Origin of the sequence: Burkholderia lata, assembly GCF_902499025.1 — a bacterium.
GTDB classification, from domain to species: domain Bacteria; phylum Pseudomonadota; class Gammaproteobacteria; order Burkholderiales; family Burkholderiaceae; genus Burkholderia; species Burkholderia lata_C.
This window is the reverse complement of sequence record NZ_CABVPW010000034.1, coordinates 46,441-67,734: the sequence shown is the minus strand read 5'-3', so window position 1 is coordinate 67,734 and position 21,294 is coordinate 46,441. Positions and strand designations below refer to the sequence as shown.

The following is a 21,294-nucleotide window of genomic DNA, read 5'->3' as shown; positions in this document are numbered from 1 at the left end:
CCCGTTTCACTGGACCAGCGGCCCGTTCGCGCCGTCGAATTCGACGCCTTCGACACGCGCGTCGCCCGCGAGAATCGCCACGTACTGCCGCATCGCCCGCTCCCGCACGCGTTCCGACAGGTACGCGGCGATCTGCGCGGCGGCTTCGTCGAACGGCACCAGGTCACCCGGCACGCGGCGCTCGATGCGCACGATGTGAAAGCCGAAGCGCGTGTTGACGAGTTTCGGCAGCACACCGAGCCCGTCGGTGTCGAACAGCGCGGCCTCGAATTCCGGCACCGTGTCGCCGCGCAGCAGTTGCCCGAGGCTGCCGCCGACTTCCGCCGACGGGCAATTCGACGATGCGCGCGCGACCGCGTCGAACGTATCGGGCGCGGCGACCACATCGGCGAGTGCGGCTTCCGCGCGCTGCCGCAGCGGCGCGAGCGGCACGCGGTCCGTCATCGCGAACAGCACGTGGCTCGCATAGACGATGTCGTTGCGGCGAAAGCGCGCCGGATGCTGCGCGTAGTAGCGCTCGCAATCCGCGCGATCGGGTTCGGGCACGTGCGTGAGCTCGCGGTCGAGCAACGCGTCGACGGCCGCATCGTCGAGCGGCGCGCCTTCGTCGAGCAGCGCGAGCGACACCGCACGCTGCCGCAGCAGTTCGCGCACCGCGAGCGCGCGCCGTGCGGCGTCGAGCGGATCGGGCGCGTCGCCGTGATGCGCGGCTTCGGCCGCAATCGCCACATCGTCGATCACGACACCGTTGATCGTCAGCGGCGCGGCCGTGACTTCGGAGAGAACGTCGTTCATGGCGCCTCCTCAGCGCTTGCGCACGAGCTGGTACGGGCGGATCAGGTACGCGACCGACGCGATGCCGCTCCAGATGTGCACCATCCGCGTGAACGGCGACACGAGGAAGATCGTGAAGCCGAGCAGGATATGCAGCCGGTACGTCAGCGGCACGCCGACGAGCAGGCTCGCGATGTCCGGCCGGAACGTGACGACGCCCTTCACGTAGTCGGTGAGCTGCTCGAACATCGCGCCGTCCATGTGGCGCGTCGACAGCACGACGGTGCCGAGCCCGAGCGCGAGCTGCACCCACAGCATCAGCACGATCAGGATGTCGGACTGGCGGCTGTTCTTGCGGATACGCGGGTCGCCCAGGCGCCGCCAGATCAGGATCGTCAGCCCGACGATCGCCGCGACGCCGGCCGCCCCGCCCGCCACCATCGCGACGAGCTGGTGCCCGGACGCCGACAGGAACGGCGACACGAGCCAGTGCGGCGCGAGGAAGCCGCCGAAGTGCCCGAGCACGACGACCAGCACGCCCCAGTGGAACAGGTTGCTGCCGAGCCGCAGCATCCCGTGGCGCAACAGCTGCGACGAATCGCTTTTCCACGTGTACTGCTCGCGGTCGAAGCGGATCAGGCTGCCCAGCAGCAGCACGGCGAGACAGATGTACGGATAGATTCCGAACAGGAATTGATGCAGGTAATCGTTCATGGCTTTCCCCTGTTGGATCGGCGCGCCTAGGCGCGCCGCGCAGGCCGTTGATCGTAGAAGCGCACCGGTTCCTCCGCCGGCGTGGCCGCGCCGACGAAGCGCACGGCCTCGTCCGCATACGACGCGTCGAGCGCGCGGTAGTCGGCCGCGCTCGGCCGCTCGGCGGCCACGTCGTCGTCGGTAGCGTCCGGCGCGTCGGCCGGTGCGAGGCCGGCCATCGGCAGCAGCGCACCGACGACGAAGCCGTAATGGCTGCCGCGCTGCGCGAGCTGGCCAGCCAGCGCGCTCAGGATCTCGCCGGTTTCGGCGAGCAGCTTGCGTGCATCGGGCGCCGGCAGCCGCGACAGGTATTCGAGGAATACGGGCAGGTAGTCGGGCAGTTCGCCCTGGTTCAGGAACAGCCCGTGCCGCTCGTACATCTGCAGCAGGTCGACCATCGCCTGCCCGCGGTCGCGCGATTCGCCGTGCACGTGCTCGAACAGGTACAGCGACGTCGCGCGGCCACGGTCGAATAGCCCGACGTAGTTCTCCTGCAGCGTCAGCAGGTCACGCTCGCGCACGTACGCAACGAACCGGTCGAGGCCCGCGCGCACCGTTTTCGGCAGGCGCGCGTGCTCGCGCAGGTGCGTCTCGATCGAATCGAGCGCGACGACGAGCGCGTCGTCGGGATAGTCGAGCAGCGCCGCGAGCGCCGCATAGGTCGGATCGGGTGCGGTACTCATCATCGGGAAGCCTCGTGGATCGGAATCGTCTTGCTGCCCTTCCTCGGGCTGAACAGGCTCGCCTCGGAACGGCCGTCCGAGCAGCCGTTGCCGAACGAGAAGCCGCACGATGCGCGCAGGTCGTAGGCGTTTTCCGCGTACTCGCGATGCGTGGTCGGGATCACGAAACGATCCTCGTAGTTCGCGATCGCGAGATAGCGGTACATCTCCTCGACTTGCGCGAGCGACAGCCCGACCTGGTCGAGCACGCCGCGCGCGTCGATGCCGTCCACGTGGCGCGCACGCATGAACGCGCGCATCGCGAGCAGCCGTTCGAGCGCGAGCTTCACGGGCGCCTCGTCGCCGGCCGTCAGCAGGTTCGCGAGATAGCGCAGCGGGATGCGCAGCGACTCGACGTCCGGCAGGTAGCCGTTCATCCCGAGATCGCCGCTGTTCGCGGCCGCGTTGATCGGCGACAGCGGCGGCACGTACCACACCATCGGCAGCGTCCGGTATTCCGGATGCAGCGGGAACGCGATCTTCCAGTCGATCGCCATCTTGTAGGTCGGCGAACGCCGCGCGGCGTCGATCCATGCGGCCGGCACGCCGTCACGCTCGGCCTGCGCGATCACGGCCGGGTCGTCCGGATCGAGGAACAGCGACAGCTGCGCTTCGTACAGATCCTTCTCGTTCTCGGCGCTGGCTGCCTCGCTGATCCGATCGGCGTCGTACAGCAGCACGCCGAGATAGCGGATGCGTCCCACGCAGGTTTCCGAGCACACCGTCGGCTGCCCGGCCTCGATGCGCGGATAGCAGAAGATGCACTTCTCGGCCTTGCCGCTCTGCCAGTTGTAGTAGATCTTCTTGTACGGGCAGCCGGACACGCACATGCGCCAGCCGCGGCACTTGTCCTGGTCGATCAGCACGATGCCGTCTTCCTCGCGCTTGTAGATCGAGCCCGACGGGCACGACGCGACGCACGCCGGATTCAGGCAGTGCTCGCACAGGCGCGGCAGGTACATCATGAAGGTGTTCTCGAACTGCCCGTAGATATCCTTCTGCACATTCTCGAAGTTGTAGTCCTTCGCACGCTTCTCGAACTCGCCGCCGAGAATTTCCTCCCAGTTCGGCCCCCACTCGATCTTCTCGAGCCGCTGGCCACTGATCACGGAGCGCGGCCGCGCAACCGGCATCGCGCGCGTATTGCCGGCTTCCTGCAGATGCGCGTAGTCGAACGTGAACGGCTCGTAGTAGTCGTCGATCTCGGGCAGGTGCGGGTTCGCGAAGATCTGCGCGAGCAGCCGCCATTTGCTGCCGAGACGCGGCTCGATCTTGCCGTCCGCGCGCCGCTTCCAGCCGCCGCGCCAGCGGTCCTGGTTCTCCCAGTCCTTCGGGTAGCCGATGCCCGGTTTCGTCTCGACGTTGTTGAACCACGCGTATTCCATCCCTTCGCGGCTCGTCCATACGTTCTTGCAGGTCACCGAGCAGGTATGGCAGCCGATGCACTTGTCGAGGTTCAGCACCATCGCGATCTGTGCGCGTACCTTCATGACGTTTCTCCGGTGGCCCGTGCGGCTTGCGTTGTGGGGTCGACCGCGGTCTCTTCGCCATCGAGCCAGTCGATCTTGTTCATCCTGCGCACGATCAGGAACTCGTCGCGATTCGAGCCGACCGTGCCGTAGTAGTTGAAGCCGTACGCGAGCTGCGCATAGCCGCCGATCATGTGGGTCGGCTTCAGCGCGATACGCGTGACCGAGTTGTGAATGCCGCCGCGCGTGCCGGTGATCTCGGAGCCCGGCGTGTTCACGATCTTCTCCTGCGCGTGGTACATCATCACCATCCCGGACGGAATCCGCTGGCTGACCACGGCCCGCGCACACAGCGCGCCGTTCGAGTTGTAGCACTCGATCCAGTCGTTATCGACCGCGCCGATCGCCTTCGCGTCGTCCTCCGACATCCACACGATCGGGCCGCCGCGCGACAGCGTCAGCATCAGCAGGTTGTCCGTGTAGGTGCTGTGGATCCCCCACTTCTGGTGCGGCGTCAGGAAGTTCAGCACGCGTTCGGGGTTGCCGTTCGAGCGCGTGCCGACCATGTGCGTGTAGCTGCCGGTATCGACCGGCGGCTTGTACGCGCACAGCGATTCGCCGAACGCGCGCATCCACGCATGATCCTGGTAGAGCTGCTGGCGGCCGGTCATCGTGCGCCACGGCACCAGCTCGTGCACGTTCACGTAGCCGGCGTTGTACGACACGTGCTCGGATTCGATCCCGCTCCACGTCGGCGACGAGATGATCTTGCGCGGCTGCGCCTGGATGTCGCGGAAGCGGATCTTCTCGTCCGCACGCGCGGCGGCCAGGTGCGTATGGTCGATGCCCGTGATGCCGGACAGCGCGCGCCACGCCTTCACCGCCACTTCGCCGTTGGTCTCGGGCGCGAGCGCGAGGATCACCTCGGCCGCGTCGAGCGCCGTGTCGATGCGCGGTCGCCCCTGCGCCGCGCCGTCGGCCACCTTGTAGTTCAGCTCGCCGAGCAGCTTCACTTCGTCCTTCGTGTCCCAGCCGATGCCCTTGCCGCCGTTGCCGAGCTTGTCCATCAGCGGCCCGAGCGACGTGAAGCGCGCGTAGGTGTTCGGATAGTCGCGCTCGACGACGGTCACGTTCGGCATCGTGCGGCCCGGCACCGGCTCGCATTCACCGCGCTTCCAGTCCTGCACGTCGAACGGCTGTGCAAGTTCGCCCGGCGTGTCGTGCGCGATCGGCGCGAGCACGACGTCGCGCTCGACGCCCAGATGCCCGTCGCACAATTCGGAGAAGCGTTTCGCAATCCCCTTGAAGATCTCCCAGTCGCTCTTCGATTCCCACGCGGGATCGACGGCTGCCGACAGCGGATGGATGAACGGGTGCATGTCGGACGTGTTCATGTCGTCCTTCTCGTACCACGTCGCGGTGGGCAGCACGACGTCCGAGTACATGCAGGTCGTCGACATCCGGAAGTCGAGCGTCACGAGCAGGTCGAGCTTGCCGCGCGGCGCGTCGTCATGCCACGTCACTTCCTCGGGGCGCTTGCCGCCCGTTGCACCGAGATCCTCGCCCTGCACGCCGTGGGTCGTACCGAGCAGGTGCTTCAGGAAATACTCGTGCCCCTTGCCCGACGAACCGAGCAGGTTCGAGCGCCACACGAACAGGTTGCGCGGGAAGTTCTCCGGCGCATCGGGGTCCTCGCTCGCCATCTTCAGCATGCCCGCCTTCAGCTGCCGAGCAACCTCCGCACCGGCGTGTGCAGGATCGCCGAGCGCCGCGCCGACCTTCAACGGATTCACCGCGAGCTGCGGCGCGGACGGCAGCCAGCCCATCCGTTCCGCGCGCACGTTGTAGTCGATCGGCGCGCCGTGGAACTGCGACTTGTCCGCGAGCGGCGACAGCAGCGTGGCCGGGTCCATCGGGTCGTAGCGCCACTGGTCGGTATGCGCGTAGAAGAACGACGTCGAATTCATCTGGCGCGGCGGGCGGCTCCAGTCGAGCGCGCCCGACAGCACCGTCCAGCCCGTCTGCGGCCGCAGCTTCTCCTGGCCGACGTAATGCGACCAGCCGCCGCCCGGCTTGCCGACGCAACCGCACATGATCAGCATGTTCATGATCGCGCGGTACGACATGTCCATGTGGAACCAGTGGTTGATCCCCGCGCCGATGATCACCATCGACTTGCCCTGCGTCTTGTGCGCGTTCTCCGCGAACTGCCGCGCGACCGAGATCACGTCCGCGCGCTTCACGCCGGTGATCGCTTCCTGCCAGGCGGGTGTATAGGGCAGGTCGTCGTCGTAGCTCGCGGCCACGTCGCGGCCGCCGAGGCCCTGGTCGAGCCCGTAGTTCGCGACGAACAGGTCGTAGACGGTCGCGACCAGCAGGTCGCCGTTGCGCGTCGCGATACGCCGCACACCGATCCGGCGCGACAGCTCGGACGTGTGCTGCGTCGAATTGAAATGCGCGTGCGGCTGGTTACCGAAGTACGGGAACAGCACGTCGACCACGTCGTCGTGCGCGGCCGTGCACGATAGCCGCGGCGCAAGCGCCGCGCCCTTCGACGTCTCGCCGCGCAGGTTCCACTTGCCCTTGTCGGCGTCATCCTGCTGCCCCCAGCGGAACCCGACCGAGCCGACCGGCACGACGAACTCGCCGGTCGCATCGTCGATCATCACGGTCTTCCAGTCGGGGTGTGCTGCCTCGTCGAGCGCATCGTCGAAGTCGGAGGCGCGCACGAGGCGCTCGGGCACGTAGCCGTCGCCGTGCGGCACGAGGCGCACGAGGCACGGCATGTCGGTATAGCGCTTGCAGTAGTCGGCGAAGTAGTCGCTCTTGCCGGCCAGATGGAATTCCTTGAGGATCACATGCCCCATCGCGAGCGCGAGCGCCGCGTCGGTGCCCTGCTTCGGGTGCAGCCACAGGTCGCCGAATTTCGCGCCTTCCGAGTAGTCGGGGAACACCGACACGACCTTGGTGCCGCGATAGCGCGCTTCGACGAGAAAGTGCGCGTCCGGCGTGCGTGTCTGCGGGACATTCGAGCCCCACATCATGATGAATGTCGAGTTGTACCAGTCGGCCGATTCCGGCACGTCGGTCTGCTCGCCCCAGGTCTGCGGCGATGCGGGCGGCAGGTCGCAATACCAGTCGTAGAAGCTCAGGCACACGCCGCCGATCAGCGACAGGTAGCGGGAACCTGCCGCATACGACACCATCGACATCGCCGGAATCGGCGAGAAGCCGACCACGCGATCGGGGCCGTGCCGCTTCACGGTGTGGACATTCGCGGCCGCAACGATCTCGTTGACCTCGTCCCAGCTCGCGCGCACGAAGCCGCCGAGCCCGCGCCGGCTCTGATACGAACGGCGTGCGTCATCGTCCTCGACGATCGAGCGCCACGCTTCGACGGGCCCGAGCGTGCGGCGGCGTTCGCGCCACAGCTTCACGAGCGCGCTGCGCACCATCGGATGCTTGAGGCGGTTCGCGCTATACAGGTACCACGAGTAGGACGCGCCGCGCGAGCAGCCGCGCGGCTCGTGGTTCGGCATGTCGGGACGCGTGCGCGGATAGTCGGTCTGCTGGGTTTCCCAGGTGACGATCCCGCCTTTCACATAGACCTTCCACGAGCACGAGCCCGTGCAGTTCACGCCGTGGGTCGAGCGGACGATCTTGTCGTGCTGCCAGCGCATCCGGTAGCCGTCTTCCCATTTTCGGTCTTCGTCCGTGACGGCGCCGTGTCCGTCGGAAAAGCGTGGCCTCGTAGTGGAGAAATAACGCAATCTGTCCAGGAAATGGCTCATGGGGATCTCGTTTTTCCGGTCTTTTGGCAGACCCTGATTATTTAAGGAGGTGAAATAGCGGATGTAAAGGACGACCGGATTTCGATCGTTGCTTCCTTCTCACCGTGATCGAACTCATTGTCGGGCGGATCGACATATCACGGCTTGATACAAATCACGATATCGTTGATCTGCGCGAAACAACGAGGCCAAATGGGGCGCGAACGGCACGGCCTGCTATGCTGCGCACTGCATTCCTGCGTGATCCGCTCACCGCTTCCTCGCCTCACAGTGCGACGCGCGGGTTCCGCATTGAATTGCGCTGGACGTTCCGGCCGGCCGTATCGGTATTCGCAGCGGGATATCGAAGGTCGCGCAGGTCGTTCATTGCATTTCCGGCCGTCGGTCAATAACACCTTTACCAATAAGAACCGTAATTTCATGACATCCCGCCTTCTCGCCGCGCTCGTTGCCGCGGCCTTGAGCTGCACCGCCCTGCCCGCCGCGCACGCGCGCACCTATATCCCGCCGACCGCGTCGCTCGGAAAAGGCGCGTACGTTCACCAGTTCGTGCTGCGCGACCCCGTCACGCACCAGCCGCTGCCGAATGCGCGCTACCGGCTGTTCCTGCCCGGTCAGGTCATCGCGGGGCTGCCCGTCAAGCCGGAGCAGCATGACAGCGTGATCTTCGGCACGACCGACGCGGCCGGGCGCACCGTCCGCGTCCGTCTGCCGAAACTGCATCCGGAGAAGCAATGGGTGTTCAATCCGATCGTCGGCGATGGCGATCTGGGCGAATCGTTCCGGCTGGTCGACCCGGGCGGCACGGCGGCGCTCGGCCATTTCCCGTACGTGCTGGACGTGGAGAACGAATATCTGGCGTGCGGCTATTCGGATGCGAACGGCTACACGTACTACGCGCAATCGCGCACGACGCGGAACGTCAATCTTTACGTCGGCATGCTGGCCGGGTCGGCAGACACCGACTGGTGCGCGGGCCCGGGCCTGGCCATCGCGAACAGCGCGAACGCCCCGGGCGCGCCCGACCTGTACACGCAGTACCTCGGCACCGTGGTGGCCAACAGCGACCGGATCAGCCGCGAATTGCGGCAGCAGATCGTCGCCAAGCTGCTGTCGCTCGCGATCGCCGAACGCGACGAGGGCCGCGTCACCGCCGCGCTCGATCTAGACAGGATTCCGGACGATCGCCTGAACGACATCGGCTACCGGCTCGCCGACGCCGGCGTCGCGGTCGAGCGCGGGCTCGCGATGATCGACGCGCATCTCGCGGAATCGCCGGACGATGCGTATGCGCTCGACAGCAAGGGCTGGGCGCTGTATCGCCTCGGCCGCAACGACGAAGCGCTCACGTGGTTCGACCGCTCGATCGCGATCTTCGCGAAGGACAGCGGCACGGACCAGGACGCAAGCGAAGCCTATGCGACCGGGCTGACGCACAAGGGTGAAGTGCTGTGGAAACTGGGGCGCCAGGATGAAGCGCGCGATACGTTCGCGCAGGCGCGGAAGGTTCAGCCGAAGAACGACGAGCTGGCGGAAACGTTGAAGCGGCTGGCGATACAGATCGGGCAGGACGGCACGAAGGCGCCGGGTACCGCCAGCGAGTAAGTGGCGCGACGGCGCGGGCGAGGCGATCGCCGGTCTTGCGGACAGCGGTGGCCGGCTGCCTCCGGCACGGTCGAACGCGGGAAGCCGTGCGGGCCCGCCCGCGTCACTCCTCGCCTTTCGCGCCCGGGTTGAGCATCACGACGAAGCCGGCCACGCCGACGACCAGCGCGATCGCGCCGCCGCGCAGCGCCGTCGTATTGTCGAACAGCAGCCCCGACACGACGGCCATCATCCCCGCGAGCGACACGAACACGGCGATCGCCGCGACGACGATCCGGGACTGGCGGCGTATCACTGCGCGCCCGCCGCGTCAGGCAGCAGCAGCGGCGGCCGCCACATCGTCATCGTCGCCGCGAATCAGCAGCACCGGGCACTTCGAGCCGCGCACGAAGCGTTCGGCGACGCTGCCGAGCAGCACGCGCCGGATCCCGCGCCGCCCGTGCGTGCCGACCACCGCGAGATCGATCCCGCTCTCCTTCACATAGCGCTGCAGGCGCTCCGCGATGTCCTCGCCGATGCTTTCGGTCTCGACGAGTTCGGCCTCGCCCTTCGCACCGGCCAGCGCGATGACCTGCTCCGCTTCGCGCAGCACCTTGCGCCCGTCGTCGCGGATTTCCTCGACCAGCGCGTGCGGGTCGAAACGGTTCGCGTAAGTGAACAGCACCGACTTGTCCACCACATACACGACGCTGACGTGCGCGTCGCCTGCCAACGCGACCTTCACTGCCTCGGCAAGCGCCTGTTTCGACGAAGCGCTGCCGTCGACGGCCACCATGATCTTCTCGTACATGCGAACCTCGCTGGGGTGAGTTGCCGCGCGTCTGAGTGCGCGCGGCCTTGTCACCATCATCGGCGGATGACGGGTTCGAATGTTGACGGCGATCAAGTCGCGCCGGCATCCGGGCTGCGACCAGCCGACGCAGGGCGCCGCCCCGCGCCGGAGGCATCTACTTCATCGTGCGTGCGGCGCGCGGTACTTGTGCTTGTCGAACCCGCTGTCGCGCACCCACGCGCTGGCGACCGCATCCACGTCCTGGCCCGCGAACGGCAGCACCGTATCGGGCTGGGCGCCGTGACGATAGTTCGGCCCGGTGAATTCGGGATCCGCCGCATAGCCGAAGTACGTGTTGCCGCTCCACACGATGTTCGCGTAGCTGCCTTGCGGATTCTTCGTCCGGAAGATCGCGCTGCTGTCCGATGCGTTGTAGAAGCGGTTGCCCGTCACCTGGAACGCGTTCGCATAGCTGAGGTTCTCGACGATCGGCGTCACGAGGCCCGGCGTGCGCGTAATCACGACGTTGTCGCGCACGACGGAATCGGCCGAGCCCGCGGCCGACACGATCCGCCGCTTGTCGTTCAGGCTCAGGTTGTTCTCGACGATCGCGCCGGTTTCCTGCGCGACGTGGCCCAGTCCGTCGGAACCGCATCCGCAGAACAGCATCAGCCCGCCGTCGTTGTCGTGGCTGAAGTTCGCGGCCACGCGCGTGTTGCGCGTACCGAGATCGGCGTCGAACGCCATCCCGTCGCCGGCCTCGATATTGTTCTGCAGCCGCACGCCGTTGACTTCGTTGTAGCGGAACAGCGCATCGTCCGTGTTGATCGCCCAGGCACCGGCACTGTTGCCCGGCGCCCGCATCCAGATGTCGACCAGGTGATTCGCCTCGACCTGCGGCGCGGTGGCCGTGCGGACGATGATGCCGTCGCCGCCGACGTTGTGGATCAGGTTGTTGCGGAACACGACGCGCGTCATCGGGAAATAGTCGGTCGCTGCCTGCGTGGCCGGATTCGTGAGGTAGGCCGAATTGCCCTTGTACGGCGGATAGTCGCCGCACGGGGCACCGCCCTCGCGGCACATCCACGCGGATCGTGTCGACAGCGCCACCGCGTCGACGTTGTAGATCTCGCTGTTCTCGACCGCGATGTCGTCGAAACCGGTGCGTGTCTCCTTCGTGCCGACGGCCTCGTTGTCGCGCGTGACCTCGAACAGCATCCCGCCGGTCGTCTTGTACGACCCGACCGTATTGCCGGCGACGTCTTTCAGATAGCCGCGCACGTGATGCACGTACACGTCGTCGACGTGATAGTGGCTGCCCGTGCCGTAATCCTCGAGCCGCACATACAGCCCGAGACGCCCGCCGGGCGTCGTCGCATCGTTGGTCAGCTCGAGCGAGCGGATCTCCCAGTACTGGGTGTTGTAGAGATAGATGGCCGCGCGGTTCACGGTGGGGTTGTCCGACTTGCACAGCGAGTAATAGCCGCTGAACCCGCTCGGGGTCTTGTGCTGCTCGGTGATCGACTGGTCCGGGTCGGCCGTCGCATCGCTGCAGCCGGCCGCGATGACGGGGCGCGGCGCCTTCGGGTCGCCGTACGCGTCGACGACGATCGGCGCACCGGCCGCGCCGGTACTGCCCGGTGCGGGCGTAAAGCTGCCGTCGCAGGTCGTGCCGCGCTTGAAGCGCACGTGCATGCCGGGCGCGAGCACGATCCGGTTCAGCGTCGCGAGATCGTGGATCGGATTCGCGGCGGAACCGAGCGTCGCGGGCGATCCCGTTCCGCTCGCGCCGAGCGAGCAGTCGACATGCAGCGTGCCCGGCACCGCGTCGGCCGCGTGTCCGGCGGCGGGCGCGGCGGCCAGCTGCTGCCCGGCCGCGACGCCGTCCGCCGATTCACCGCCACCGCATGCTGCGAGCGCGCCGATCAGCGGCGCTGCGACAATCTTCCAGTGTTTCAAAGTCAGTCTCCCGAAATATTGCATTCGTGATCCGGCACCGGGTCGACCGCAGGTCGATCCATGCGCCGGCCGCTCATTCCGGCAGCCGGTTCGTCGACACGAACCGGCGCCCCCTCCTCGCTTGCCGCGGGCAGCAGCCCCGCCCGCTCGGCCAGCACCCACAGGCCGGCTGCCGCCGCGCCGTCGATCGTGTCGACGGGCGGCCAGCCGGACAGCGATGCCGCATGCTCGTAACGCTCACACAACGCGGCGTCGCCGATCAGCATCGGTCGCGGCGCATCGTCGCGGGCCGCCCCGCCCGGGCCGCCGTCTTCGGCAGCCAGCCCCGCGAGTTCATGGCCGATCAGCACGCCGGACAGGTAGTCGGCCTGCTCGTCGGGCGCCAGATCGCCGGCCAGCAGCCGCGCGCGGCTGCCGAAGATCGTCGCGAGCAGCCCCGTCGCATGGCCGGCCTGTGCGGTGCGCACGCCACGCTCGAACGCGTCGCGCATGAACCCGGCCGACGGCCGCATCGTGCGGCCGAGCAGGCTGTGCGTGCACAGCAGCGCGTACAGTTCACCGGTCATGAACGTGCGGAAGCGCTCGATGCGCGAGCCGCGCACGGCGACCCATTTCGAATGCGTGCCCGGCAGCCCGATCCACCGGAGCGGGGCCGGGCCATGCGCCACACCACCCGCCTGCAGCGCGCCGACGATCTGCGTCTCCTCGCCGCGCATCACGTTCGCCAGCTCGCCGCGCTGGATCAGCCCCGGCACGATGTACACGGTCACGCCGCGCCGCGCGCGCACCGTCTGCAGCGACGCGCCAAGCCGCGCCGCGTCGATCGGCACGTCCGCATACGGCGCCTCGCGCCAGCCCTGCGTGCTGCCGACCATGCCGGCCGCGACGACCGGCAGCGCCGGCCACGCGTCGAGCCATCCGCCGCACACGTCCTCGAACGCCGCATCGCATGCGTCGGCGATCGAGGTGCCCGCGCCGCCCAGCTGCATCACGCCCTTCGGCGCGGCACGCTCGTCGAGCACGGTCCGCGCATCCGCCATCAGGTACGCGCGCAGCGACGTGGTGCCCCAGTCGAGTGCGATCAGGCGCGGCACCGGCGACGGGACGCCGGGCCGTGGTATTGCATCTTGCATAGGATTCCTCTGTTTGACGGTTGCGGCTTGCGGCTTCGTCAGGCCGGTATCAGAAGAGCGTCTCGATGCCCGCGTAGACACCCGTCTGCCCGTGTCCCGGCATCGGCGACGCACCGAGCCCGTTGCCGTTGCCGAGCCCCGGCGACTGAGGGTTCACGCCCAGGTTCGCCCCCGCGCTGTTGAACACGTGCGCGGCTGTCGCATACAGGAACGTGCGCTTCGACAGGTCGTACATCGCGCCGAGGCCGAGGATCGTGGAGCGTCCTTCGCCGCTGTGGTCGGCCGTCCACTGGCCCGCGTCGATCTTCATCGAATAGACGGCGCTCTGCAGATGCAGGAACGGCGTCGCGTCGTAGGTCACACCGCCCCAGTAGTAGTTCGCGGTGCGCGACAGGCCGGCCGGCGTGTCGGGCGCGCTGTAGCGCGTATAGCCGAGCTGCACCAGCGCGGGGCCGAAGCGGTCGCGCACGCCGATGAACGCTTCCTGCGACGCGGTGAACAGGTTGTCTTGGCGGCCGTACTGGTTGCGGATCTCGTTCCAGATGGCGCGCACCTCGAAGTCACCGTGCGTATAGGCCACCGTCGCGCCGTCCGACAACCCCGTCGCGCCCACGTTGTTCGGCGAGCCGCGCAGCCAGCCGTTCGAGCTGTTGCCGAGGTTCGCCTGCAGCGCGAACGAGAAGCCGCCGAACTTCGGCGATTCGTAGCGGATCCCGTTCGACAGCTTCGGGCCGTTGCGGTAGGACGTCAGCGACTCAACCGAATAGTTTTCCTCGAGCAGCGGATCGTACGACCAGATATAGCTGTTGATGAACGAGCCCTGCCCGAGCCGCAGGAAGCCGTAGCGCTCGTTCTTGAAGCCGACCCACGCGCCGCGCTGGAACAGCACGCCGCCGCCGTAGTTGCCGTTCGCCGCATTGATCGACGATTCGAGCCAGAACACGGCCTGGTTGCCGCCGCCGAGATCCTCCTTGCCGGTGATGCCGAGGATGCTCGTCCCCCAGTCGTTGCCTTCGGAGAAGCGCGAGCCCGTCGAATGCGGGCCGTTCTGCACGCCGCTCAGGTACTGCACGTCGCCGCCCACACGCCCCCACACGGTGACGCTCGATTGCGCCTGCGCCACCGCCGGCACCGCCAGGGCCAGCGCCGCGATCCACCCATACTGTCGCATCTAGATCTCCTCCTTCTTTTCGTTCACGTCTCGTCTAATTTGGGAAAACGCTTTCCCTCGACAGCAAAAAAATTTCGCGGCGGTTGTCGTGCGTCGATTTCCGTTATGTCTCTTACGGAATGCACACGTGCTATGCTCGCGAATCGGGAAAGCGCTTTCATTGTCGGCGCGCGATTGCGCTTTTTCAAGAAAATTCTAGCCCTCCAAGGGATACTACCGAGTCCGATCGCGCGGCACGCATGCGATGCCGCCGCACGGTCGCCGCCACCGGCGCGCATGCTATGCTCGCCGGCAAAATGCACTGACACTCACTTTCATCGTGGCCAAGATCAACGAAGTCGCCGCCGCTGCAGGCGTCTCCATCGGAACCGTCTCGAAGTTCATCAACAAGACGAAGCGCTTCTCGCCCGACGTCGAGCGCCGCATTGCCGAGGCGATCGAGCAGCTCGGCTACGAGTCGAACCCGCTCGCGCGCTCGATGGCCACCGGCCAGACCGGCGCGGTCGGCGTCGTGATCCAGGACATTCTCAACCCGTACTTCACCGCGATGGTCAAGGGCGTGAACCGGATCGCGCAGCGCAACGACTTCGTCGTCCTGATCGTCGATGCCGACGAGAACCGCAAGGGCGAGCGGCCGGCGCTGACGAAGCTGAGCCGGCGCGTCGACGGGCTGATCCTGAACACCAGCATGCCCGACGACGACCTGCGCTGGACCGCGAGCCTCGGCAAGCCGGTGGTCGCGGTCGGCTCCGCGCCGCGCGACGGGCTACTCACGCTCTACTCCGATCCGGTCCGCGCGGGAGAAATGCTCGCGCAGCACCTGCTGATGGAGAAGTACCAGCGCTTCGCGTACATCAGCCTGCCCAACGCGCGCGGCGACGACGAACGCCGCGCCGGCGCCGAGCAGGTGCTCGCGCGTGCCGGCCTGCCGCTGCGCACCTTCAGCGTGCCGCGCGCGACGGTGGCCGACGGCGAGCGCGTGTGCGCGTCGGTGATGCTGTCGGCCGAGCCGCCCGATGCGGTGATCTGCTACAACGACATGATCGCGGCCGGCTTCATCAAGGAGGCCGAACGACTCGGCATCGCGATCCCGCACGACGTCGCCGTGTGCGGCTTCGACAACCTCGAACTCGGCAAGCTCACGTCGCCCACGCTGACGTCGATCGACACCGAGACCGAGCGCGCGGGCGAAGTCGCGATGACGACGCTGCTCGACGCGCTCGCGGGCAAGTCGCCGGCCCCGCATACGATGCTCGAATCGCGGCTCGTCGTGCGCGAATCGACAGTGCGGCCGCGCGACGCGCGCCGTCGCTGACCGCTCACTGCTCACCGCTTACCGCTCGATCAACGCGGCGCAGCCGCGACCGCGTCACCCAGCCATGCACGCGCGACGCAATGCTGCTCGAGCCCGGCCACACCCGGGCGCGTCTCGAACAGGCTGCCCGCGAGCGGCCCGCGCAGCAAGCCGTCCGCACTGACGTTGACCGATGCGGACGTGACGAACAGCGTCGCACGATCGGCGCCGCCGAACGCGACGCTGGTCGGCCGCTGCACCGGCATCTCGACGACCCGGTCGAGCGCGCCGTCCGGCGCATAGCGATGCAGCCGCCAGCCGTCCCAGATCGCCGACCACACGCCGCCCTCCGCATCGACCGCGAGCCCGTCCGGCACGCCGCGCGCGTCGCCGAACGTCGCGAACGGCCGCGCGTTCGACAAGCGCCCGGCATCGACGTCGAAGTCGTACGCGAAGATCGTGCGGCGGCCGGAATCGGTCACGTACATCGTCGAGCCGTCCGGGCTCCAGCCCATTCCGTTCGCGCACGCGAAGCCGGCCACCGCGACGCGCGACGTGTGCGCCCGCTCGAAGCAGTGCAGATCGCCGGGGCCGTCGCCGTCGTCGGCCATCGTGCCGACCCAGAAGCGGCCGCGCGCGTCGACCGCGCCGTCGTTGTAGCGCAGCGACGGCCGTGCATGCGCGGCGTCGGCCAGCCGCTCGAGCGTGCCGTGCGCGGGATCGAACAGGTGCAGGCCGCTCTTCAACGCGATAAGCAACCGCCCGTCGTCGACGCCCGCGACGCAGCCGGCCAGCTCCGGCAGCAGCCAGAAGCCCGTCTGCCCGTGGCCGGGCGTGTAGCGGTAGAGCGCGGTGCGCTTGATGTCGATCCAGTAGAGCGACGCCGAGCGTTCGCACCAGAGCGGGCCCTCTCCCAGGATCGCGTTCGCGCCCTGTACCAGTTTTACTGTCGTCATCGAAATTCTGTTGTTATGCATGCGTTCGGCCGCCCGCCGGTACGGCGGGCGGAACTGCCGGCGAGCCGGACTCAGAGCGCGCGGCCGGCGTCGTCGAAGAAGTGCGCGTGCCGCATGTCGAAGCGCACGCCGACCGGCTGCCCGGCCGCGACCGTGTAAGCGTCGCGGTTCTGCCGCACCGACAGCGGCCGGTCGTGGCCCGCGAGTTCGACATAGACGATCGTCGCGTCGCCCAGGTGCTCGGCGTGCGTGACGCGGCCGTCGAGCCCCGTGCCGGGTGCGCCGACCACGAGGTTCTCGGGCCGGATGCCGAGCTGCAGCGAACCCGACGGCCACGCGCGCGCCGCGTCCGGCGCCGCGGCGAGCGAGCCGCCCGGCACGTCGAAGCGCGTTGCGTCGGCGCCGCCGTGTGCGCGGCACGGCAGGAAGTTCATCGACGGCGAACCGAGGAACGACGCGACGAAATGGTTCGCCGGCTGCTCGTACAGCGCCAGCGGCGAGCCGACCTGCTCGATGCGGCCGCCGTTGAACACCGCGATCCGGTCGCCGAGCGTCATCGCCTCGACCTGGTCGTGCGTCACGTAGATCATCGTGCTGCCGAGCTCGCGATGCAGCCGCGCGAGTTCGAGCCGCATCCCGCCGCGCAGCGCCGCGTCGAGGTTCGACAGCGGTTCGTCGAACAGGAACACGCCCGGCTTGCGCACGATCGCGCGGCCGATCGCGACGCGCTGCCGCTGGCCGCCCGACAGCGCCTTCGGCTTGCGGTCGAGCAGCGCCGACAACCGCAGCGCCTCGGCCGCCTGCCCGACGCGCGTGCGCGTCTCGGCCGCATCGACGCCCGCGAGCTTCAGGCCGAACGCCATGTTCTCGAACACCGTCATGTGCGGATACAGCGCGTAGTTCTGGAACACCATCGCGAGCCCGCGCTTCGCGGCCGGCACGTCGTTGACGCGACGGCCGTCGATCAGCAGGTCGCCCGACGTGATCTCCTCGAGCCCCGCCAGCATCCGCAACATCGTCGACTTGCCGCAGCCCGACGGGCCGACGAACACCATGAATTCGCCGTCCTCGATGTCGAGGCTGACGTCCTTGATCACGTCCGCGCCGTCGTCGTAACGCTTGCGGATCTGCTTGAGCGACACACTTGCCATGATTGCCTTTCTCCTCGTCCGTTGCTGCCGCTCACCATTCGGCGACCGAGCCGTCCTCGCGACGCCACACCGGGTTGCGCCAGCGGTGCCCGGTCGCGGCGGCTTCCCTCACCTTCTCTTCGTCGATCTCGACGCCGAGCCCCGGCGCATCCGGGCGCGCGACGTAGCCCGCGTCGAACGCGAACGGGATGCCGCGCGTGTACGCGTACATCGCGTTGTCGTCGTGATACGCCACATTGGTCGACTGCTCCTGGATGAACGCGTTCGGCGTGCAGAAATCGATCTGCAGCGATGCCGCGAGCGTCAGGGGCCCAAGCGGGCAATGCGGCGCGACCGCGACGTCGTACGCCTCGGCCATCGCCGCGATCTTGCGCAGCTCCCAGATCCCGCCCGTGTGGCTCACATCGGGCTGCACGATGTCGACGACGCCTTCCTGCAACAGCTCCTTGAACTGCCAGCGCGTGAACAGCCGTTCGCCGGTCGCGAGCGGCACCGCGCAGTCGCGCGCGACTTCGCGCAGCGCATCGTTGTGCTCGGGCAGCAGCAGTTCCTCGTAGAACATCGGGTCGAACGGCGCGAGCGCTTTCGCGAGCGCCTTCGCGACCGGGCGGCGCACGCGGCCGTGGAAGTCGATGCCGAGCCCGACCTCCTTGCCGATCGCGTCGCGCACCGTGCCGAAGCGCGCGACCGCGCGGTCGATCGCCGCCGGCGATTCGATCCAGTCGGTCGCGTTGACCACACCCATCTTCAGCGCGGTATAGCCGGCCTCGACGAGCTGCCGCGCGTTCGCGGCCATCTCCTCGGGCGTGTCGCCCTTCACGTGCGCATAGACGCGTGCCTTGTCGCGCACCGGGCCGCCGAGCAGGTCGTAGACGGGCACGCCGAGCGCGCGCGCCTTGATGTCCCACAGCGCCTGCTCGATGCCCGAGATCGCGCTCGTCAGGATCGGGCCGCCGCGATAGAAGCCGCCGCGATACATGACCTGGAACAAATCCTCGATGTGGCGCGGGTCTCGGCCGATCAGGTAGTCGGCGAGTTCGTGCACGGCGGCGGCCGTGGTGGCCGCGCGCCCTTCGACGATCGGCTCGCCCCAGCCGGCGAGGCCCTCGTCGGTGCTGACCTTCACGAACTGCCAGCGCGGTGCAACCGCGAATGTTTCGATTTCGGTGATCTTCATGTGGAGGAACGGGTCCGGTTGAACAGCAGCGCCGACATGCCGTTGTCGGCGACGAGATCCGCGCCGGCGATGCCGGCCGCCGCGTCCGACAGCAGGAACGCGGCGATCCGACCGATATCCGCCGGCTCGTTGATGCGCTGCGCGGGATGCAGCGCGCGGTATGCGTCGAGCAGCGCGGGATCGCGCTCGAGTGCCGCGCCGATCGGCGCGTTCAGCGTGAAGCCTGGGCTCAGCGTGTTCACGCGGATGCGCTGCGGCGCGAGGCTCGTCGCCATCGCGCGCGACATCGCGACGATGCCGCCCTTGGTCGCCGCGTACATCTCGAAGCCCGGCACGCTCGCACCCGCATGGTTCGACGCGATGTTGACGATCGCGCCGCCGCCCGCGCGTGCGATGCGCGGCGCCGCGAGCTGCGTGCACTGGAACATCGAGCGCAGGTTGGTGCGGTACAGGCGGTCGCAGTCGTCGAGCGAGAACGCGTCGAACGGGCCGTGCAGCGTGATGCCCGCGTTGTTCACGAGCCCGTCGAGCCGGCCATGATGCGCGTCCACGCGCTCGAACAGCGCGGCGACGCTCGCCGGCTCCGCGACGTCGGTCTCGACGAACAGCGCGTCGCGCCCGCCGAGCCGTTCGCGTACCGCGTCGGCGCGTGCGGCGTTCTTCTCCGCGACAACGACCTGCGCGCCGCATTGCGCGAGCACTTCGACGATGCCGAGGCCGATGCCGTCGCCGCCGCCGGTGACGACGACCACGCGGCCGTCGAGCGATTCGAATGGATTCATGGTGTCACCCCTTGACCGCGCCGGCCGTGATGCCCGCGACGATCCTGCGCTGGAGAATGAAGAACAGCACGAGCAGCGGCAGCGTGCCCATCACGGCTGCCGGGAACAGCTTGGTCGGATCGATGTCGTTGGTGCCGATGAAGCGGAACACCGCGACCGTGATCGTGAACTTCGACGAGTCGGTCAGGAACAGCAGCGGATAGACGAGGTCGTTCCACACCGACAGCGTGACGAACATCGCGAGCGTGCCGGTGATCGGCCGCAGCAGCGGCAGCACGATGTACCAGTACACCTGCAGCGGGCTGCAGCCGTCCATCACCGCGGCTTCCTCGAGTTCGAGCGGAATCCGCTTCAGGAAGCTCGTGTAGAAGAACACGCCGAGCGGCAGGCTCTGCACGGTGTACGCGAGCACGACGCCGAGGTACGTGTTGAGCAGGTGCAGGTCGCGGAACAGCACGTACAGCGGCGTGAGGCTGACGAACATCGGGATCGTCAGGCCGAGCGTCAGCACGATGTAGACCGCATTCGACAGCCGGCCCTTCACGCGTGCCAGCGGATAGGCCGCGAGCGACGACAGCATCGCGACGAGGAACGTGACCGCGAGCGTGATGCCGATCGTGTTCGCGACGCTGCGCCAGTAGTTCATCTGCGTGAACACGGCCGCGTAGTTGCCGAAGAACACGTGGTCGGGCAGCCCGAGCGGGCGCGCGATGATGTCGTCGCCGGTGCGCAGCGACATCAGCACCATGTAGATCGTCGGCAGCAGCACGATCGCGACGATCGCGATCGCGGCGACGAGCCGCGCGAACCCCGGCACGCGACGCAGCAGCGCCCCCGCGCGCAGCCCGCCGCCGGACGTGCCGGCGGACGGCCGGTCCGCATGAAAGCGTTGACGGATGACGTTCACAGGTTGTCCTCCCGGCGGCGCAGGATCGTGTTCTGGGTGGTCGCGACCACCACGACGATCGCGAGCATGATCATCGACAGCGCGCTCGCGAAGCCGAACTTGTAGTCGTTGAACAGGCTGTGGAAGATCTGCAGCCCGAGCGTGGTCGTCGCACCGTCCGGCCCGCCGTTGGTCAGCACGAGCGGCAGCTCGAAGGTCTTCAGCGTGCCGATCGTGCTCAGCGTGATGTTCACGGTGAACGCCGGCGCGAGCAGCGGCAGGTCGATGCGCGTGAAGCGCACCCACGCGTTCGCGCCGTCGAGCTTCGCCGCGTCGTGCAGTTCGGACGGAATGTTCAGGTAGCCGGCCAGGAAGATCGCCGTCGAGTAGCCGACGTACATCCACACGTGCACGGCCGTGACGGCCGGCAGCGTGACCGACGGATCGCCGAGCCACACCTGCTGCAGCGCGTCGAGATGCACGAGATGCAGCAACTCGTTGATGCCGCCGCCGAGCGGCGAGTACAGGTACTCCCACACGAACCCGGCGATCACCGCCGAGAACATGCTCGGCACCAGCAGCCCGACGCGCAACGCGCCGCGCAGCCGCGGCAGCGAGAACAGCAGCGCCGCGAACAGCAGCCCCAGCCCGTTCTGCACGATCACGACGATCGCCGCATACGCGAACGTGACGACGAGCGTATGCAGGCTCGCGGGGTCGCGAAACGCCGCCGCGTAGTTCGCGAGCCCGATCCAGTGCGCGTCTCCCACCCCGGAGAAATCCGTCAGGCTCATCCGCGCGGCCTTGAACAGCGGATACAGGCTCAGCAGCGCGTACAGCGCGAGCGCCGGAACGGCGCACCACAGCAAGGTCCGGTTGCGCTTCATCGCGCGCCTCCT

Annotated in this window: 18 protein-coding genes; 2 read left to right on the top strand and 16 right to left on the bottom strand. The window is 67.8% G+C overall.

The window, feature by feature from the left end:
• Positions 1-6 precede the first annotated feature (6 nt).
• From BDI24065_RS29465 to BDI24065_RS29445, 5 genes are read right to left on the bottom strand one after another with little or no spacing between them, the layout of a single operon-like run.
• Positions 7-795 carry a peptidylprolyl isomerase gene (locus BDI24065_RS29465; protein ID WP_175034217.1) on the bottom strand — a complete coding sequence of 263 codons (789 nt, stop codon included), beginning with the start codon at positions 793-795 and terminating at the stop codon, positions 7-9.
• A gap of 9 nt (positions 796-804) precedes the next feature.
• Positions 805-1,488 carry a respiratory nitrate reductase subunit gamma gene (gene narI, locus BDI24065_RS29460; protein ID WP_175034216.1) on the bottom strand — a complete coding sequence of 228 codons (684 nt, stop codon included), beginning with the start codon at positions 1,486-1,488 and terminating at the stop codon, positions 805-807.
• Between the two features lie 26 nt (positions 1,489-1,514).
• The gene (gene narJ, locus BDI24065_RS29455) at positions 1,515-2,210 is read right to left on the bottom strand and encodes a nitrate reductase molybdenum cofactor assembly chaperone (RefSeq protein WP_175034246.1); all 696 of its coding nucleotides are present in this window, start codon (positions 2,208-2,210) and stop codon (positions 1,515-1,517) included.
• A complete protein-coding gene (gene narH / locus BDI24065_RS29450) occupies positions 2,210-3,739 on the bottom strand; it encodes a nitrate reductase subunit beta (RefSeq protein WP_122950513.1) in 1,530 nt (509 codons plus the stop codon). The genes narJ and narH overlap by 1 nt, the downstream gene beginning before the upstream one ends.
• The gene (locus BDI24065_RS29445; protein WP_175034215.1) at positions 3,736-7,509 is read right to left on the bottom strand and encodes a nitrate reductase subunit alpha; all 3,774 of its coding nucleotides are present in this window, start codon (positions 7,507-7,509) and stop codon (positions 3,736-3,738) included. The genes narH and BDI24065_RS29445 overlap by 4 nt, the downstream gene beginning before the upstream one ends.
• A gap of 420 nt (positions 7,510-7,929) precedes the next feature.
• Here BDI24065_RS29445 and BDI24065_RS29440 point away from each other — a divergent pair, with 420 nt between their 5' ends.
• Entirely contained in the window at positions 7,930-9,114 is a 1,185-nt protein-coding gene (locus tag BDI24065_RS29440) for a tetratricopeptide repeat protein (RefSeq protein ID WP_175034214.1), read from the top strand.
• 103 nt (positions 9,115-9,217) lie between these two features.
• Here the strand turns inward: BDI24065_RS29440 and BDI24065_RS29435 are convergent, their stop codons facing one another.
• From BDI24065_RS29435 to BDI24065_RS29415, 5 genes are all read right to left on the bottom strand, one after another.
• Positions 9,218-9,409: a DUF2964 family protein gene (locus BDI24065_RS29435; RefSeq protein WP_174930093.1), complete on the bottom strand. Its 192-nt coding sequence runs from the start codon at positions 9,407-9,409 to the stop codon at positions 9,218-9,220.
• A 15-nt stretch (positions 9,410-9,424) separates the two neighbouring features.
• Entirely contained in the window at positions 9,425-9,904 is a 480-nt protein-coding gene (locus tag BDI24065_RS29430) for a universal stress protein (protein ID WP_175034213.1), read from the bottom strand.
• A gap of 162 nt (positions 9,905-10,066) precedes the next feature.
• Complete coding sequence (locus BDI24065_RS29425) at positions 10,067-11,845, bottom strand: hypothetical protein (RefSeq protein ID WP_175034212.1); 1,779 nt, start codon at positions 11,843-11,845, stop codon at positions 10,067-10,069.
• A gap of 2 nt (positions 11,846-11,847) precedes the next feature.
• Positions 11,848-12,978 (bottom strand): 2-dehydro-3-deoxygalactonokinase, encoded by a 1,131-nt coding sequence (locus tag BDI24065_RS29420; protein WP_175034211.1) that lies wholly within the window; start codon positions 12,976-12,978, stop codon positions 11,848-11,850.
• A 49-nt stretch (positions 12,979-13,027) separates the two neighbouring features.
• The gene (locus BDI24065_RS29415; RefSeq protein WP_175034210.1) at positions 13,028-14,149 is read right to left on the bottom strand and encodes a porin; all 1,122 of its coding nucleotides are present in this window, start codon (positions 14,147-14,149) and stop codon (positions 13,028-13,030) included.
• Between the two features lie 319 nt (positions 14,150-14,468).
• Between BDI24065_RS29415 and BDI24065_RS29410 the strand changes: the two genes are divergently transcribed.
• Positions 14,469-15,464: a LacI family DNA-binding transcriptional regulator gene (locus BDI24065_RS29410; protein ID WP_226219765.1), complete on the top strand. Its 996-nt coding sequence runs from the start codon at positions 14,469-14,471 to the stop codon at positions 15,462-15,464.
• A gap of 29 nt (positions 15,465-15,493) precedes the next feature.
• On the opposite strand, the gene BDI24065_RS29405 is transcribed toward BDI24065_RS29410, so the two are convergent.
• The 6 genes from BDI24065_RS29405 to BDI24065_RS29380 form a co-directional block, all read right to left on the bottom strand.
• Positions 15,494-16,399: an SMP-30/gluconolactonase/LRE family protein gene (locus tag BDI24065_RS29405; protein WP_175034209.1), complete on the bottom strand. Its 906-nt coding sequence runs from the start codon at positions 16,397-16,399 to the stop codon at positions 15,494-15,496.
• Between the two features lie 71 nt (positions 16,400-16,470).
• The gene (locus BDI24065_RS29400) at positions 16,471-17,550 is read right to left on the bottom strand and encodes an ABC transporter ATP-binding protein (RefSeq protein WP_175034208.1); all 1,080 of its coding nucleotides are present in this window, start codon (positions 17,548-17,550) and stop codon (positions 16,471-16,473) included.
• Positions 17,551-17,581: 31 nt separating this feature from the next.
• Entirely contained in the window at positions 17,582-18,727 is a 1,146-nt protein-coding gene (gene dgoD, locus BDI24065_RS29395; protein ID WP_122950504.1) for a galactonate dehydratase, read from the bottom strand.
• The gene (locus BDI24065_RS29390) at positions 18,724-19,509 is read right to left on the bottom strand and encodes an SDR family NAD(P)-dependent oxidoreductase (protein ID WP_175034207.1); all 786 of its coding nucleotides are present in this window, start codon (positions 19,507-19,509) and stop codon (positions 18,724-18,726) included. The genes dgoD and BDI24065_RS29390 overlap by 4 nt, the downstream gene beginning before the upstream one ends.
• A gap of 4 nt (positions 19,510-19,513) precedes the next feature.
• Positions 19,514-20,416, bottom strand: coding sequence for a carbohydrate ABC transporter permease (locus tag BDI24065_RS29385; RefSeq protein WP_174920391.1), 903 nt, complete (start codon positions 20,414-20,416; stop codon positions 19,514-19,516).
• Complete coding sequence (locus BDI24065_RS29380; RefSeq protein WP_011349624.1) at positions 20,413-21,282, bottom strand: carbohydrate ABC transporter permease; 870 nt, start codon at positions 21,280-21,282, stop codon at positions 20,413-20,415. The genes BDI24065_RS29385 and BDI24065_RS29380 overlap by 4 nt, the downstream gene beginning before the upstream one ends.
• Between the last annotated feature and the right edge of the window lie 12 nt (positions 21,283-21,294).

Bases quoted from the DNA above. Each gene is read 5' to 3' on its own strand.
- BDI24065_RS29465 (WP_175034217.1), bottom strand. From the start codon at position 795: ATGAACGACGTTCTCTCCGAAGTCACGGCCGCGCCGCTGACGATCAAC.
- narH (WP_122950513.1), bottom strand. From the start codon at position 3,739: ATGAAGGTACGCGCACAGATCGCGATGGTGCTGAACCTCGACAAGTGC.
- BDI24065_RS29400 (WP_175034208.1), bottom strand. From the start codon at position 17,550: ATGGCAAGTGTGTCGCTCAAGCAGATCCGCAAGCGTTACGACGACGGC.
- BDI24065_RS29440 (WP_175034214.1), top strand. From the start codon at position 7,930: ATGACATCCCGCCTTCTCGCCGCGCTCGTTGCCGCGGCCTTGAGCTGC.
- dgoD (WP_122950504.1), bottom strand. From the start codon at position 18,727: ATGAAGATCACCGAAATCGAAACATTCGCGGTTGCACCGCGCTGGCAG.
- BDI24065_RS29380 (WP_011349624.1), bottom strand. From the start codon at position 21,282: ATGAAGCGCAACCGGACCTTGCTGTGGTGCGCCGTTCCGGCGCTCGCG.
- BDI24065_RS29390 (WP_175034207.1), bottom strand. From the start codon at position 19,509: ATGAATCCATTCGAATCGCTCGACGGCCGCGTGGTCGTCGTCACCGGC.
- BDI24065_RS29405 (WP_175034209.1), bottom strand. From the start codon at position 16,399: ATGACGACAGTAAAACTGGTACAGGGCGCGAACGCGATCCTGGGAGAG.
- narI (WP_175034216.1), bottom strand. From the start codon at position 1,488: ATGAACGATTACCTGCATCAATTCCTGTTCGGAATCTATCCGTACATC.
- BDI24065_RS29415 (WP_175034210.1), bottom strand. From the start codon at position 14,149: ATGCGACAGTATGGGTGGATCGCGGCGCTGGCCCTGGCGGTGCCGGCG.
- BDI24065_RS29420 (WP_175034211.1), bottom strand. From the start codon at position 12,978: ATGCAAGATGCAATACCACGGCCCGGCGTCCCGTCGCCGGTGCCGCGC.
- BDI24065_RS29445 (WP_175034215.1), bottom strand. From the start codon at position 7,509: ATGAGCCATTTCCTGGACAGATTGCGTTATTTCTCCACTACGAGGCCA.
- narJ (WP_175034246.1), bottom strand. From the start codon at position 2,210: ATGAGTACCGCACCCGATCCGACCTATGCGGCGCTCGCGGCGCTGCTC.
- BDI24065_RS29430 (WP_175034213.1), bottom strand. From the start codon at position 9,904: ATGTACGAGAAGATCATGGTGGCCGTCGACGGCAGCGCTTCGTCGAAA.